The organism is Streptomyces tateyamensis (assembly GCF_003205575.1).
GTDB lineage: Bacteria > Actinomycetota > Actinomycetes > Streptomycetales > Streptomycetaceae > Kitasatospora > Kitasatospora tateyamensis.
Window position 1 is genome coordinate 43,963 of record NZ_PYBW01000045.1, and the last position, 14,722, is coordinate 58,684.

At 72.7% G+C, this 14,722-nt stretch carries 15 protein-coding genes; 14 read left to right on the plus strand and 1 reads right to left on the minus strand.

The features are described 5' to 3' along the window. Positions 1–79: 79 nt before the first annotated feature. The 5 genes from C7C46_RS14835 to C7C46_RS14855 all read left to right on the plus strand — a co-directional run bounded on the left by C7C46_RS14835 (position 80) and on the right by C7C46_RS14855 (position 6,531). Positions 80–1,414 carry an ammonium transporter gene (locus C7C46_RS14835; protein WP_110669735.1) on the plus strand — a complete coding sequence of 445 codons (1,335 nt, stop codon included), beginning with the start codon at positions 80–82 and terminating at the stop codon, positions 1,412–1,414. Further along, positions 1,414–1,752 (plus strand): P-II family nitrogen regulator, encoded by a 339-nt coding sequence (locus C7C46_RS14840; protein ID WP_110669737.1) that lies wholly within the window; start codon positions 1,414–1,416, stop codon positions 1,750–1,752. Before C7C46_RS14835 ends, C7C46_RS14840 begins: the two co-directional genes overlap by 1 nt. 98 nt (positions 1,753–1,850) lie before the next feature. Next, positions 1,851–4,283, plus strand: a complete 2,433-nt coding sequence (locus tag C7C46_RS14845; RefSeq protein ID WP_110669739.1) for a [protein-PII] uridylyltransferase — start codon at positions 1,851–1,853, stop codon at positions 4,281–4,283. A gap of 88 nt (positions 4,284–4,371) precedes the next feature. Continuing rightward, positions 4,372–5,925, plus strand: a complete 1,554-nt coding sequence (gene ffh / locus C7C46_RS14850; RefSeq protein ID WP_110669740.1) for a signal recognition particle protein — start codon at positions 4,372–4,374, stop codon at positions 5,923–5,925. Positions 5,926–6,009: 84 nt separating this feature from the next. Next, positions 6,010–6,531: a GNAT family N-acetyltransferase gene (locus C7C46_RS14855; RefSeq protein WP_110669742.1), complete on the plus strand. Its 522-nt coding sequence runs from the start codon at positions 6,010–6,012 to the stop codon at positions 6,529–6,531. Between the two features lie 31 nt (positions 6,532–6,562). On the opposite strand, the gene C7C46_RS14860 is transcribed toward C7C46_RS14855, so the two are convergent. Continuing rightward, positions 6,563–7,345, minus strand: a complete 783-nt coding sequence (locus C7C46_RS14860; protein ID WP_110669744.1) for a class I SAM-dependent methyltransferase — start codon at positions 7,343–7,345, stop codon at positions 6,563–6,565. Positions 7,346–7,537: 192 nt separating this feature from the next. On the opposite strand from C7C46_RS14860, the gene proS reads away from it, so the two are divergent. The 9 genes from proS to lepB (C7C46_RS14905) all read left to right on the plus strand — a co-directional run bounded on the left by proS (position 7,538) and on the right by lepB (C7C46_RS14905) (position 14,686). Continuing rightward, on the plus strand, positions 7,538–8,950 hold the full coding sequence (gene proS, locus C7C46_RS14865; RefSeq protein WP_110669746.1) for a proline--tRNA ligase: 1,413 nt from the start codon (positions 7,538–7,540) through the stop codon (positions 8,948–8,950). Positions 8,951–9,289: 339 nt separating this feature from the next. Next, positions 9,290–9,877 (plus strand): hypothetical protein, encoded by a 588-nt coding sequence (locus C7C46_RS14870; protein WP_110669748.1) that lies wholly within the window; start codon positions 9,290–9,292, stop codon positions 9,875–9,877. A 201-nt stretch (positions 9,878–10,078) separates the two neighbouring features. Then, the gene (gene rpsP / locus C7C46_RS14875) at positions 10,079–10,510 is read left to right on the plus strand and encodes a 30S ribosomal protein S16 (protein ID WP_110669750.1); all 432 of its coding nucleotides are present in this window, start codon (positions 10,079–10,081) and stop codon (positions 10,508–10,510) included. Between the two features lie 2 nt (positions 10,511–10,512). Further along, on the plus strand, positions 10,513–10,752 hold the full coding sequence (locus tag C7C46_RS14880; RefSeq protein WP_110669752.1) for an RNA-binding protein: 240 nt from the start codon (positions 10,513–10,515) through the stop codon (positions 10,750–10,752). 94 nt (positions 10,753–10,846) lie between these two features. Next, positions 10,847–11,395, plus strand: a complete 549-nt coding sequence (gene rimM / locus C7C46_RS14885; RefSeq protein WP_110669754.1) for a ribosome maturation factor RimM — start codon at positions 10,847–10,849, stop codon at positions 11,393–11,395. Further along, positions 11,392–12,222, plus strand: coding sequence for a tRNA (guanosine(37)-N1)-methyltransferase TrmD (trmD, locus tag C7C46_RS14890; protein WP_110669756.1), 831 nt, complete (start codon positions 11,392–11,394; stop codon positions 12,220–12,222). Before rimM ends, trmD begins: the two co-directional genes overlap by 4 nt. A 155-nt stretch (positions 12,223–12,377) precedes the next feature. After that, the gene (gene rplS, locus C7C46_RS14895) at positions 12,378–12,728 is read left to right on the plus strand and encodes a 50S ribosomal protein L19 (RefSeq protein WP_110669758.1); all 351 of its coding nucleotides are present in this window, start codon (positions 12,378–12,380) and stop codon (positions 12,726–12,728) included. A gap of 304 nt (positions 12,729–13,032) precedes the next feature. Beyond that, positions 13,033–13,758 carry a signal peptidase I gene (gene lepB / locus C7C46_RS14900; protein WP_245984423.1) on the plus strand — a complete coding sequence of 242 codons (726 nt, stop codon included), beginning with the start codon at positions 13,033–13,035 and terminating at the stop codon, positions 13,756–13,758. Beyond that, the gene (gene lepB, locus C7C46_RS14905) at positions 13,742–14,686 is read left to right on the plus strand and encodes a signal peptidase I (protein WP_425470070.1); all 945 of its coding nucleotides are present in this window, start codon (positions 13,742–13,744) and stop codon (positions 14,684–14,686) included. The genes lepB (C7C46_RS14900) and lepB (C7C46_RS14905) overlap by 17 nt, the downstream gene beginning before the upstream one ends. Positions 14,687–14,722 lie beyond the last annotated feature (36 nt).

Sequence of the window (14,722 nt, forward strand, 5' to 3'; positions counted from 1 at the left end):
TCCTCTTCATCGCCGACACCCCGGGTGGCACGGGACAGGATCCCGCGGGTGGAGCGGCTTTCACCACGAGGAGACGCCGATGCCGGACGGCTTCAGCGCAGGCGATACCGCCTTTGTGCTCATCAGTGCGGCCCTGGTCATGTTGATGACCCCGGGCCTGGCCTTCTTCTACGGAGGCATGGTCAGGGTCAAGAGCACGCTCAACATGCTGGTCATGAGCTTCATCTCGCTCGCGATCGTCAGCGTGCTCTGGGTGCTCTACGGCTACACCCTCAGCTTCGGGACCGACGCCTTCCACGGTCTGATCGGCAACCTCGACCACCTCGGGATGCGCGGCATCGGGCTGAACGACCTGAGCGGGTCGATCCCGGTCACCGCCTTCGCCGCCTTCCAGCTGATGTTCGCGGTGATCACCCCGGCGCTGATCAGCGGCGCGATCGCGGACCGGGCCAAGTTCGCCGCCTGGTCGCTGTTCATCGCGCTCTGGGTGACCATCGTCTACTTCCCGGTCGCGCACTGGGTGTTCTTCTTCGACGGCGGGCACGGCGGCTGGCTCGGCGACCGGCAGGGCGTGATCGACTTCGCCGGCGGCACCGCGGTGCACATCAACGCCGGTGTCGCGGGCCTGGCCCTGTGTCTGGTGCTGGGCAAGCGGGTCGGCTTCAAGAAGGACCCGATGCGCCCGCACAGCCTGCCGCTGGTGATGCTCGGCTCCGGTCTGCTCTGGTTCGGCTGGTTCGGCTTCAACGCCGGCTCGGCGCTGGCCGCCAACGGCGTGGCGGGCATGGCCTTCATGAACACCCAGGTGGCCACGGCCGCCGCGACGCTGGGCTGGCTGGCTTGCGAGAAGCTGCGGCACGGCGCCTTCACCTCGCTGGGCGCGGCCTCCGGTGCGGTGGCCGGCCTGGTCGCCATCACCCCCGCCTGCGGCTCGGTCTCGATGCTCGGCGCGGTGGCCATCGGCCTGATCGCCGGCGCGGTCTGCGCTGCGGCGGTCTCGCTCAAGTACCGGTTCGGCTTCGACGACTCGCTCGACGTGGTGGGCGTGCACGCGGTCGGCGGTGCGGTCGGCTCGCTGCTGATCGGCTTCTTCGCCACCGGCCACGTCGGCCAGACCGCGCAGGGCCTGTTCTACGGCGGCGGCTGGGGTCAGCTGGGCAAGCAGGCGATGGGTGTCGCGGTGGTCGCGGTCTACTCCTTCGTGATCTCCTGGCTGCTGGGCCAGGCGATCCAGAAGACGATCGGCTTCCGGGTCACCGAGGACGTCGAGGTGGCCGGCATCGACCAGGCCGAGCACGCCGAGTCCGCCTACGACTTCAGCGCCGTCGGGGCCAGTCTGTCCCGGGCGCTGAGCACCCCCACGCTGGTTTCCGCGGCGGCCGACAAGGCCCACAAGACTGAGGTTGACGCCTGATGAAGCTGATCACCGCGGTCGTCAAGCCGCACCAGCTGGACTCCGTCAAGGAGGCCCTGCAGGCCTTCGGGGTGCACGGACTGACCGTCACCGAGGCCAGCGGCTACGGCCGCCAGCGCGGTCACACCGAGGTCTACCGCGGTGCCGAGTACACCGTCGACCTGGTGCCGAAGATCCGGATAGAGGTCGTGGTCGCCGACGACGACGCCGAGGAAGTGATCGAGGTCCTGGTCAAGGCGGCCCGGACCGGCAAGATCGGGGACGGCAAGGTCTGGAGCGTCCCGGTGGAGACGGTGGTCCGGGTGCGGACCGGCGAGCGCGGACCCGACGCACTGTAGCTCCGTCCACCGAAACTCCCCCCACCAACTGAGTCCTTCGAGCGGACCCGCGAGCAGTCGCGGGTCCGCTGACGGCGTTTCACCACCCGGGAGCCCCAGTGACCACGATCGACTCCGCCGAACCCGCCGCCTACCAGTCGGCCCGCGCCGCCCTGCTCGCCGACCCGGAGCTGACCGGCCGGCCCCGCCGCGCCGCGCTCGCCGCGCTCACCGACCGCTGGCTGGCCGCGCTGCTCGCCCGGGCCGGCGCGCCCGACTCGGTTGCCCTGGTCGCGGTCGGCGGGTACGGGCGCGGCGAGCTGTCCCCGCGCAGCGACCTGGACCTGTTGCTGCTGCACGAGGGCGGCGAGGTGGCCGCGCTGGCCGACCGGATCTGGTACCCCGTCTGGGACAGCGGAGTGGCGCTGGACCACTCGGTCCGCACGCTCGCCGAGGCGCGCTCGGTGGCCGCCGCGGACCTGAAGGCGCAGCTCGGCCTGCTGGACGCCCGGCACCTGGCCGGCAACGCCGCGCTGACCGCCCAGCTGCGCTCGGCGGTGCTGGGCGACTGGCGGGCCGGCGCCGCCGAACGGCTGCCGCAGCTGTGCGAGCTGGGCCGCGAGCGGGCCGAGCGCCACGGTGAACTGGCGTTCCTGCTGGAGCCCGACCTCAAGGAGGCCCGCGGCGGCCTACGCGACCTGGTGGCGCTGGACGCCGTCGCCGCCTCCTGGCTGGCCGACGCGCCCAGGGAGGGGTTGGCCGAGGCGCGCGAGGTGCTCGCCGACGTGCGCGACGCGCTGCACCTGGTGACCGGGCGGGCCACCGAGCGGCTCAGCCTGCAGGACCAGGACCAGGTGGCCCGGCTGCTCGGCGTGCTGGACGCGGACACCCTGCTGCGCCAGGTCTACCGGTCCGGGCGGACCGTGGCCTACGCCGGCGACGTCACCTGGCGCGCGGTGGACCGGCTGCTGGAGAGCCGCCGGTCCCGGAGCCGGCGCGGCTTCGGCTTCCCGTTCACCGGGCTCGGCCGCGGCTCCGGTGCGGTGGCCCGGGGCGTGGTGGAGCGCCGCCCGCTGGCCGAGGGCGTGGTGGAGCAGGACGGCGAGGCGGTGCTGGCCCAGTCGGCCCGGCCGGCCGCCGACCCGGTGCTCTGGCTGCGGGCCGCGGCGGCCGCCGCGCAGGCCGGGCTGACGGTGGCTCACGCCACGGTGCGCCGGCTGGCCGCGGAGAGCAGAGCGCTCCCGGTGCCGTGGCCGGACGAGGCGCGCGAGCAGCTGGTCACCCTGCTGGGCGCGGGCGAGGCCTGCGTGCCGGTCTGGGAGGCGCTGGAGGCGGAGGGGCTGATCACCCGGCTGCTGCCGGACTGGGAGCGGGTGCGCTGGCGCCCGCAGCGCAACGCGGTGCACGTGTGGACGGTGGACCGGCACCTGGTGGAGACGGCGGTGCGGGCGGCGGCGATGACCCGCCGGGTGGCCCGTCCGGACCTGCTGCTGGTGGTGGCGCTGCTGCACGACATGGGGAAGGGCTGGCCCGGCGACCACTCGGAGGCCGGCGAGGTGATCGTGCGGGACATGGCCGCCCGGATGGGCTTCGACCAGGACGACACCGAGAGCCTGGCGCTGCTGGTGCGCCACCACCTGACCCTGGTGGACACCGCCACCCGGCGCGATCCGGACGACCCGGCCACGGTCGAGCTGATCGCCAAGACGGTCGGCACGGTGCGGCACCTGGAGCTGCTGCACGCGCTGACCGAGGCGGACGCCACCGCGACCGGGCCGGCCGCCTGGAGCGCCTGGCGGGCCTCGCTGGTGACGGGGCTGGTGGAGCGGGTGGCCGCGGTGCTCGCGGGGAAGGAGCACCCGGCGCTCGGCGGGGCGCCGGCGGCGGCCTCGGTGGCGGAGGAGCGGCTGGCGGTCGAGGCGGCCCGCAGCGGCGAGCCGGCGCTGCTGCTGCGGGCCGAGGTGGCCCACGCCCTGGCGGCGGGCGAGGCGATGGGCGTCGAGCTGGCGCTGGCGCTGCCGGACCGCCCGGGGCTGCTCGGCACGGTGGCCGGGGTACTGGCGCTGAACCGGCTGACGGTCCGTTCGCTGACCCTGCGGGAGCTGGACCCGATCGGGGCCGGCCCGGTGCTGCTCTTCTCCTGGCGAGTGGCGGCCGAGTTCGGCGAGCTCCCGGAGGCCGCCCGGCTGCGGGCGGACCTGCGCCGGGCACTGGACGGCTCGCTGGACCCGGGGCGGCGGCTGGCCGAGCGGGACGCGGCCGCCCCGCGCCGCCGCGGCACCGCCCCGCCCCCGCCGCTGGTCACGGTGGCCCCGGGCGGCGCCTCGGCCAGCGCCACCGTGCTGGAGGTGCGCGCGCACGACGTGCCCGGGCTGCTGCACCGGATCGGCCGGGCGCTGGACGACACCGAGGTACGGGTACGCACGGCCCTGGTCTCCACCCTGGGCGCCGACGCCGTGGACGTCTTCTACCTCACCGATCCGGCCGGCCGGCCACTGGCGCCGCAGGCCGCCCGGCGGGTCGCCGAACAGGTGCAGCAGGCGTTGCGCTGACCGGGTGGGGCCGGTCCGGCGGCCGTCCGGATACCCTGGTGGGCGACGACCGTACTCATACCGATGCCGCAAGGGACCCGCGACCGACGTGTTCGACACTCTTTCCGACCGCCTCGCAGCGACGTTCAAGAACCTGAGGGGCAAGGGCCGCCTCAGCGAGGCGGACATCGACGCCACCGCCCGGGAGATCCGGATCGCGCTGCTGGAGGCGGATGTCGCGCTGCCGGTGGTGCGGGCCTTCATCAAGCAGGTCAAGGACCGCGCGCTGGGTTCCGAGGTGTCCGGCGCGCTCAACCCGGCCCAGCAGATCATCAAGATCGTCAACGAGGAGCTCGTCAACATCCTCGGTGGCGAGACCCGCCGGCTGAGGTACGCCAAGACCGGGCCGACGGTGATCATGCTGGCCGGCCTCCAGGGCGCCGGCAAGACCACCCTGGCCGGCAAGCTGGGCCACTGGCTGAAGAAGCAGAAGCACACCCCGCTGCTGGTCGCCTGCGACCTGCAGCGCCCCAACGCGGTCAACCAGCTCGGCATCGTGGCCGAGCGGGCCGGAGTGGCCTTCTACGGCCCGCAGCCGGGCAACGGCGTGGGCGACCCGGTCCAGGTGGCCCGGGACTCGATCGAGTACGCCAAGCAGAAGCAGTACGACGTCGTCATCGTCGACACCGCCGGCCGCCTGGGCATCGACGCCGAGCTGATGCAGCAGGCCGCCGACATCCGGGCCGCGGTCGACCCGGACGAGGTCCTCTTCGTGGTCGACGCGATGATCGGCCAGGACGCGGTGACCACCGCCCAGGCCTTCCTCGAGGGCGTCGACTTCACCGGCGTGGTGCTCTCCAAGCTGGACGGCGACGCCCGCGGTGGCGCCGCGCTCTCGGTGGCGCACGTCACCGGCCGGCAGATCATGTTCGCCTCGAACGGCGAGAAGGTCGACGAGTTCGACGCCTTCCACCCCGACCGGATGGCCTCGCGCATCCTGGGCATGGGTGACGTGCTGTCGCTGATCGAGCGGGCCGAGCAGACCTTCTCGCAGGCCGAGGCCGAGAAGATGGCCGCCAAGCTGCAGGGCGGCGGCAAGGACTTCACCCTCGACGACTTCCTGTCCCAGCTGGAGCAGGTCCAGAAGATGGGCTCGATCTCCAAGCTGCTCGGCATGCTGCCGGGGATGGGCCAGATCCGGGACCAGATCAACAACATCGACGACAGGGACGTCAACCGGGTCGGCGCGATCATCAAGTCGATGACCCCGGCCGAGCGGACCGACCCGAAGCTCATCAACGGCTCGCGCCGACTGCGCATCGCCAAGGGTTCCGGGGTCGGCGTCGGCGAGGTCAACAACCTGGTCGAGCGGTTCTTCGAGGCCCGCAAGATGATGACCGCGATGGCCTCGGGCAAGGGGATCCCCGGCATGCCGGGCCTGCCCGGCATGGGCGGCGGCAAGAAGAACGCCAAGAAGGCGCCGGCCGCCAAGGGCAAGCGCAAGTCCGGCAACCCGCTCAAGCGCGCGCAGGAGGAGCAGGCCGCCGCGGCCCGCCGGGCGGCCGGCCCGCAGGCGGGCGCCCCCGGCGACGCCTTCGGGCTGGGCCAGGGCCAGGGGCCGGGCGGGTTCGAGCTGCCCAAGGAGATCAAGGACCTGCTGTAGGTCGCCGGTTGAACCCCGCACCGACGGCCCGCCACCGAGGTGGCGGGCCGTTGGCATGCGCTCCGGATGCCCCATGATGGTCCGATGACCCGAGTGACCATCCGCACCCCGAAGGCCTCCGACGCCGCCGGCTACGCCGCCGCGGTCCGCCGCTCCGCCGCGCACATCGGGCGGTGGAACCCGGTGGAGCCGGACGGGCTGCCGGACCTGATGCAGCGTCAGGGACCGGGCCTGCGGACCTTCCTGATCGTCGACCGGGAGGACGGGGGCCTGGTCGGCAAGTGCAACGTGTCCAACATCGTGATGGGCCGGTACTGCAACGCGGCGCTCGGCTACGACAGCTACCTGCCCTACGCCGGGACCGGCCGGATGACCGAGGGGATGCGGCTGGTGGTGGACCGCTGCTTCGCCGACCCGAGCGTGGGCGGGCTCGGCCTGCACCGGCTGGAGATCAGCGTGCAGCCGGAGAACGACCGCTCGATCGCGCTGGCCCGCCGGCTCGGCTTCCGGCACGAGGGCTTCACCCCCCGGATGCTCTTCCTGGACGGCGCCTGGCGCGACCACGAGCGGTTCGCCCTGACGGTGGAGGAGTGGCCCACGTCCTGACCGGGAGCCGCCCGGCCGGCCCGGCGTCGTGTCAGGAGCCGACGGCCAGCAGGTAGTGGAACTCGGCGTGCAGCCGGACCGTGCCGTCCGCCCGGCCGAACGGGTGCAGGGCCTCGGCCAGCTCCTTGGCCACCAGCGCCTCACCCGAACAGCCGATCGCCCGGTCGTACCAACCGGTGGCCAGCAGCCCGCGCAGCGCGCTGTCCAGGTCGGCGTAGCCGAACGGGCAGGCGACCCGCCCGCGCCCGACGGTGCGCAGCCCCGCCGCCGCCGCGCTCTCGCCCAACTCCGCCGCGCGCAGCGGCTCCGGCGTGCGACCGCGGCCCGAGCGCCGGTGTGCCACCTCCAGCACCGCCGCGAAGTCGTCCTGCGCCGCCGGCCCGGGGCCGGCCAGCACCACCACGCCGCCGGGCAGCGTCAGCCGGGCCGCCTCGCGCAGCGTGCGGTGCACCTGCTCGCCCAGCCGCAGCGGCTCGAGCACCGTCACCACCTGGTGCGCCGTCCGGGTGGCGTGCGAGTCGGCCACCACCGGCAGCCGGCGGGCCCGGGCCCGCTCGCGCAGCGGGCCGTCCGGCTCCACCCCGGCCACCTGGGCACCGCGCGCCTGGGCCAGCAGCAGTGCCAGCCCGGAGCGGCAGCCGAGGTCCAGCAGGCTGCTGGCACCGCCCAGGCCCACCCGCTCGTGCACCGCCTGGTAGAGCGGCAGCAGGGTGCGCTCCTGGATCTCCGCCCAGTCCCGGGCGCGCTGCTCGCGGGCCTGGTCGATACTCCGGGACCGGATCAGATCCGGGGCAGTGCCGTGCGCTGAAGCCATCTGATGGGCCTCCCATCGGTCCGGTACGGAACATCCGCCTGACTCTCCCGCCCCTGCTCCAGCCAACAGCCGCCCGGGCACGCCGTCCAGAGGAGCGCGCCGGAGCATTCACTCCGCCGGGCGTGCGCCCCCCGGTTCCGCGGGCCGAAACCGATTCACGCTCGCGGTGCCCGGCACCGTACGATTCGGGCCATGGCAAAGGCTCCCATTCTCACCCCCCAGGCGGAGGACTTCCCGCGCTGGTACCAGGATCTGATCAACAAGGCCGAGCTGGCCGACAACGGTCCGGTGCGCGGCACCATGGTCATCCGACCGTACGGCTACGGCCTGTGGGAGCGGATGCAGCAGGAGATGGACGCGCGGATCAAGAAGGCGGGCGCGCAGAACGCCTACTTCCCGATGTTCATCCCGCAGTCCTACCTGACCCGCGAGGCCGAGCACGTCGAGGGCTTCGCCCCCGAGCTCGCGGTGGTCACCCACGGCGGGGGCAAGGACCTGGAGGAGCCGGTGGTGGTCCGGCCCACCTCCGAGACCATCATCAACGAGTACTTCTCCAAGTGGGTGCAGAGCCACCGCGACCTGCCGCTGCTGATCAACCAGTGGGCCAACGTGGTCCGTTGGGAGCTGCGGCCGCGCGTCTTCCTGCGCACCACCGAGTTCCTCTGGCAGGAGGGCCACACCGCCCACGCCACCTACGAGGACGCCCGCGAGTACGCCTCGATGATCCACACCGACGTCTACGGCGACTTCATGACCAACGTGCTCGGCATCGACGTGGTGCTGGGCCGCAAGACGGTCAGGGAGCGCTTCGCCGGCGCCATCAACACCCTCACCCTGGAGGGCATGATGGGCGACGGCAAGGCGCTGCAGCTGGGCACCAGCCACGAGCTGGGCCAGAACTTCGCCAAGGTCTTCAACACCACCTACCAGCTGCAGGGCGCCGAGCGCGAGCACGTCTGGCAGACCTCCTGGGGCGTCTCCACCCGGATGGTCGGCGGCCTGATCATGTCGCACGGCGACGACAACGGCCTGCGGGTACCGCCGCGGCTGGCCGCCGTGCAGGCCGTGGTGCTGGCCATCAAGGGCGACGAGGCGGTGATCGCCAAGGTCCGCGAGATCGGCGCCAAGCTGGAGGCGGCCGGCATCCGCACCGTGGTGGACGACCGCACCGACACCCCGTTCGGCCGCCGCGCGGTGGACTGGGAGCTCAAGGGCGTCCCGGTGCGCATCGAGGTCGGCCCGCGCGACCTGGAGGCCGGCACCGCGATGCTGGCCCGCCGGATCCCCGGCGGCAAGGAGCCGGTCCAGATCGACACGCTGGCCGCGGTGCTGCCGGGCCTGCTGGAGGAGGACCAGGCGCTGCTGCTGCGCCAGTCCCGCGAGCGCCGCGAGGCCCGCACGGTGGACGTCAAGACCCTGGAGGAGTGCGTCGAGGCCGCCGCCACCGGCTGGGGCCGGATCTCCTGGGCCGAGCTCGGCCCGGAGGGCGAGGCGAAGCTGGCCGAGCAGGGCGTCTCGGTGCGCTGCCTGGTCGCCGCCGACGGTTCGGTGCCCGGCTCGTACGACCAGGAGGGCAACATCGCGATCGTCGCGCGGGCGTACTGATTGGCATGGCCCCACGCCAATTGAGTAACCAGTAGGTGACAGCGTCTCGTCTACTGGCCAGTCAACTCCCCGTGCGGCCCGAGTAGCGGTACGGTGTACGGCCCGTGGCCCTGTCAAAACAGGGGGCGCGGGCCGCACACAGCGGCATGGCGGTCCGCCGTGCCCACAGATCGGCCGACCCGGCGAGGATCGTTGGGTGCAGACACCGAGGGGGTTGGTCTTGCGTCAGAATTCGCTTGCTCAGCGCGGGCGTTGTCACGCCCTGCTGAGAGTTTCCGGGGAAAGCCCGGGAACCGCGCAGAACTGGAACATCGGCCCTGACTCCCTCGTTGGCATAGCGTGAGCACGACACAGCCCCTCGTCCTCGCGGCCGAACTGGCCGCCGCCTGGAGCGACATCCAGGCCCATCACAGTGACCTGCCCGACCTCGCCTCTCCCGAGGCGCTGATCGGCGAGTCCTCCTCGGCCTGCGGCACCCGGCTCGGCTTCGAGCGGCTGCTGCACGAGGCCGCCCACGGCCTGGCCGCGGCCCGCGACATCCGGGACACCTCCCGGGCGGGGCGCTACCACAACCGCCGCTTCCTGCTGCTCGCCTCCGAGCTGGGGCTGGCCCACCCGGTCGAGCCGCACGCCAGCAGCGGCTTCTCCCAGGTGACCATGCTCAGCGAGACGCAGGAGCGGTACGCCGCCACCATCGAGCGTCTGGAGCGGGCGCTCGGTGCCCACCAGCAGGCGGTGGCCGGCTCGGCGGACGGCGGGGTGCTGCGCACCTTCCGCGGCCCGGCGGCCCGGCACGGCTCCTCCGGCGGCGGCGTGCGGGTCAAGGCCGTCTGCGGCTGCGGCCGCAACGTCCGGGTGGTCCCCTCGGTGCTCGCCCAGGCTTCGATCGTGTGCGGAGCCTGCCAGCAGCCCTTCAAGATCGCCTGATCGCCCCGGCGGTCCCCCCGCTCGCTCCCTCCGGCCCGAGGTCGGGGGGAGCGCGGCGTCTGTGGCACAATGGATGGCTGATACCCGACAGCCTGTGGACCCTCTCTCCCCTGGCTGGCGTGTCACCGGAACGGCCGACCCCACAACCCCACGTGGCGTACGGCCGCTCACCCACGTCAACTCTCAGGAGAATCCACTCCCGTGGCAGTCAAGATCAAGCTCAAGCGTCTCGGCAAGATCCGCTCCCCGCACTACCGCATCGTGGTCGCCGACTCGCGCACCAAGCGTGACGGTCGCGCCATCGAGGAGATCGGCATCTACCAGCCGACCTACAACCCCTCGAAGATCCAGGTCGACGGCGAGCGCGCCCAGTACTGGCTGTCCGTCGGCGCCCAGCCGACCGAGCCGGTGCTCGCGATCCTGAAGCTGACCGGCGACTGGCAGAAGTTCAAGGGCCTGCCGGCCCCGGCGCCGCTGCTGGTTGCCGAGCCCAAGGTCGAGGACTTCTCGCACCTGTTCGCCAAGGCCGTCGCCGGCTTCGAGGACGCCACCACCGGTGTCGCCATCACCCCGAAGGCCAAGAAGTCGGACAAGGCCGAGGCTGAGGCCGACGCCGCTTCCACCGAGGCCTGACCGTGATCGAGGACGCCCTCGATCACCTGGTGAAGGGCATCGTCGAGCACCCCGACGACGTGCAGGTGCGCCAGCGCAACCTGCGTCGCGGGAACACCATCGAGGTGCGCGTGCACCCCGATGACCTCGGCAAGGTGATCGGCCGTGGCGGCCGCACCGCGCGTGCGCTGCGCACCGTGGTGGGAGCGCTCGGCGGTCGCAACGTCCGCGTCGACCTGGTCGACGTGGACGACATCCGCTGACGAACGATCACCGTCGTCTGCTCGTGGACCGGCCGGGACGCCTCGATGCGTCCCGGCCGGTCCCGTTTCGCGTACTAGTGCTCAGGAGTGCACCGTGCAGCTCGTCGTCGGCCGGATCGGCCGTGCCCACGGCATCAGGGGGGACGTCTTCGTGGAGGTCCGCACCGACGAGCCGGAACTGCGGCTCGGCCCCGGTGCGGTGCTGGCCACCGACCCGGCCGCGATCGGCCCGCTGACCGTGGAGTCCGGCAAGGTGCACAGCGGCCGGCTGCTGATCCGGTTCGCCGGGGTCAAGGACCGCACCGCCGCCGAGGCGCTGCGCAACACCATGCTGATCGCCGAGGTGGACCCGGACGAGCGTCCCGAGGAAGAGGACGAGTACTACGACCACCAGCTGATCGGCCTGGACGTGGTGCTGGCCGACGGCACTCCGGTCGGCGAGCTGACCGAGGTGGTCCACCTGCCGTACCAGGACCTGCTGACCGTGACCAGGCCGGACGGCACCGAGGTGCTGATCCCGTTCGTCGAGCAGATCGTGCCGACCATCGACCTGGCCGAGCAGCGCTGCGTGATCACCCCGCCGCCCGGACTGGTGGACGGGGTCGACGCGGTGGTCGACGGCGGTCCGGAGCAGCCCCGGTGACCGAGAGCACGCGGATCGACGTCGTCACCATCTTCCCGGAGTACCTGGAGCCGCTGAACGTCTCGCTGGTCGGCAAGGCCCGGGCCCGCGGCCGGCTCGACGTGCACCTGCACGACCTGCGCTCCTGGACCCACGACGTGCACCGCACGGTGGACGACACCCCCTACGGTGGCGGCCCCGGCATGGTGATGAAGCCGGAGCCCTGGGGCGAGGCGCTGGACGCGGTGCTCGCGGCCGGGCCCGCCGACCAGGTGCCCACCCTGGTGGTGCCCACCCCGAGCGGCGTGCCGTTCACCCAGGAGCTGGCCCAGGAGCTGGCCGCCCGCCCGTGGCTGGCCTTCGCGCCGGCCCGGTACGAGGGGATCGACCGGCGGGTGATCGAGGAGGCGGCCACCCGGATGCCGGTGGTCGAGACCTCGATCGGCGACTACGTGCTGGCCGGCGGCGAGGTCGCGGTGCTGGTGATGGTGGAGGCGATCGCCCGGCTGCTGCCCGGGGTGCTGGGCAACGCCGAGTCGCACCGGGACGACTCCTTCGCACCGGGGGCGATGGCCGACCTGCTGGAGGGCCCGGTGTACACCAAGCCCGCCCAGTGGCGCGGCCGCGAGGTGCCCGAGGTGCTGCTCAGCGGCAACCACGGGCTGATCGCCCGCTGGCGCCGCGAGCAGGCCTTCGCCCGCACCCTGGCCAACCGGCCCGACCTGGTCGGGCGCTGGCAGCTGGGCGGCTTCGACAAGAAGGAGCGGGCGGCGCTGGCCGCGCTCGGGCTGAGCTGGGACGAGGCGGCCGGCCGATTTCGTCCGACAGCCGGTGCTGTGGAAGAATAGGCGGCTGTTGTCTGTCGCCGGGCTCCCCACCGTGGGAGCCGGTGGTCCGGTGTCCCCGCCACGGGGGAGCCGCCCAGGGCCGAGGTGACCCGCAGCACCAACCCATCGTGACGAATTTCCGTGGGCGGCCCGTGGCGCCCGCGATGGAGAGCAACATGAGCAACAAGCTCGCTGCTGTCGACGCGTCCTCGCTGCGCACCGACATCCCGGCCTTCCGCGCCGGTGACACCCTGAAGGTCCACGTTCGGGTCATCGAGGGCAGCCGCTCCCGTGTCCAGGTCTTCCAGGGCGTCGTGATCCGCCGCCACGGTGCGGGCATCGGTGAGACCTTCACCGTCCGCAAGGTGAGCTTCAACGTCGGCGTGGAGCGCACCTTCCCGGTGCACACCCCGGTCGTCGAGAAGATCGAGGTCGTCACCCGCGGTGACGTCCGTCGCGCCAAGCTGTACTACCTGCGTGACCTGCGCGGCAAGGCCGCGAAGATCAAGGAGAAGCGCGACCGCTGATCCGCTGTCCCCGGGTCGCCCCGGGAGTACAGCACGCTCATCCGGGGCCGCTAAGCTCAGCCCGATGAGCACGCAAGAACCGATCGCGGACCGCGACGGCACCGCCGCACCTTCGGGTACGGACGAGCCGTCGCGGTCCGCGGCCGTTTCCGGGGCGCTCCTGACCGCGGCGCCCGACGAGGCGTCAGCGCCCGGCGAGGCGTCAGCGCCCGGCGAGGCTTCAACGCCCGGCGAAGGGCCGGCGTCGTCCGGTGAAGCGTCCGCCTCCGACGAAGCCGCGGCGTCCGAAACGGTGCCCAAAGCGGTGTCCGAGGACGACGCGTCGCCGACCGGTGGCTGGCGGCTGCGCGACCTGGCCAAGCTGGGCGCCCTGTGCGTGCTGGTGCTCCTGCTGCTGAACGCCTTCGTGGCGCAGCCCTTCGCGGTGCCCTCGGCCTCGATGGAGAACACCCTGCGGCCCGGCGACCGGCTGATCGTCAACAAGCTGGCCTACCAGTTCGGCGGCTCCGTGCACCGCGGTGACGTGGTGGTCTTCGACGGCACCGACTCCTTCGTGCCCGGCGGCGACAACCCCGGGGGGATCGGCGCCGAGCTGGACAAGCTGGCCGGTGCGCTGGGCCTGGGCGACGGGGGCGGCACGGTCTTCGTGAAGCGGGTGATCGGGGTCGGCGGGGACCGGGTGACCTACCGGGCCGGTGCGGATGCGCTGACCGTCAACGGCGTGCGGCTGGCCGAGTCCGACTACCTGTTCCCGGGTGACGCACCGTCAAGCGTGGGCTTCGACATCCAGGTGCCGCCCGGCGAGCTCTTCCTGCTCGGTGACCACCGCAGCGCCTCCCGCGACTCGCGCGACCACCTGGGCGACCCGGGCGGCGGCTTCGTGCCGGTGCGCAAGGTGATCGGCCGGGCCGCGTGGGTGGTCTTCCCGCTGGGGCACTGGCGCTCGCTGGACCGGCCGGCCGGCTTCGCCGCCCTCGCTCCGGCAGGCGCGTCGGCAGGGGGGACCGGTGGCCGTGGGGACCAGGGGTAGGGGCCAGGCCGCCGAGCCGGTGCAACTGGACGAGCCGGTACCGGCCCGCGGCCGGGCCGAGCGCCGGCGCACCGCCAAGCGCGCGGCCCGGCGCGGCCGGCGCTCGCTGCTGCGCGAACTGCCGATCATCGCGGTGGTCGCGCTGCTGATCGCGCTGGCCCTGAAGACCTTCTTCGTGCAGGTCTTCGTGATCCCGTCCGGGTCGATGGAGCAGACCATCCAAATCGGCGACCGGGTGCTGGTGGACAAGCTGACGCCGTGGTTCGGCAGTACCCCGCACCGCGGCGACGTGGTGGTCTTCAAGGACCCGGGGGGCTGGCTGGAGAACGAGCACCGCACCAGCACCGACGGGCCGCTGGCCCGCGGGGTCAAGGAGGCCTTCGGTTACGTCGGCCTGCTGCCCTCGGACAACGAGCAGGACCTGATCAAGCGGGTGATCGGGGTCGGCGGCGACACCGTGGTCTGCTGCGATCCGCAGGGCCGGATCACGGTCAACGGCACCCCGATCGCGGAGCCCTACCTGGCGCCGGGCAACCCGCCCTCGCGCAACCCGTTCCGGGTCACGGTGCCCCAGGGGCGGTTGTGGGTGATGGGCGACCACCGTGACCTGTCGGCGGACTCGCGGTACCACATGGACCAGCCCGGCGGGGGTACGGTGCCGGTGGAGAACTTGATCGGCCGGGCCTTCATGATCGCCTGGCCGCTGGGTCGCTGGCAGTCCATCAGCCGACCCGACTATCCGGCCGTCGCCGCCGCGGCGCCCGGTCAATCCGTTGGGCCTAGGCCGGACCTCTCCCAAGCTTCACTCGTTATGGGGATGTTGGGGGCTTGGCCGGCGGTACGTCGACGCAGGCGCGGGGGTGATCGGGCGTTGGTTCCGGTTGACCGCCCGGCGTGTGGGAAGACCCGGGTGGGACGCCCGGGGTGATAGAGAAGTGCAGAAGTACCAGGCGCGTTGCCCGCT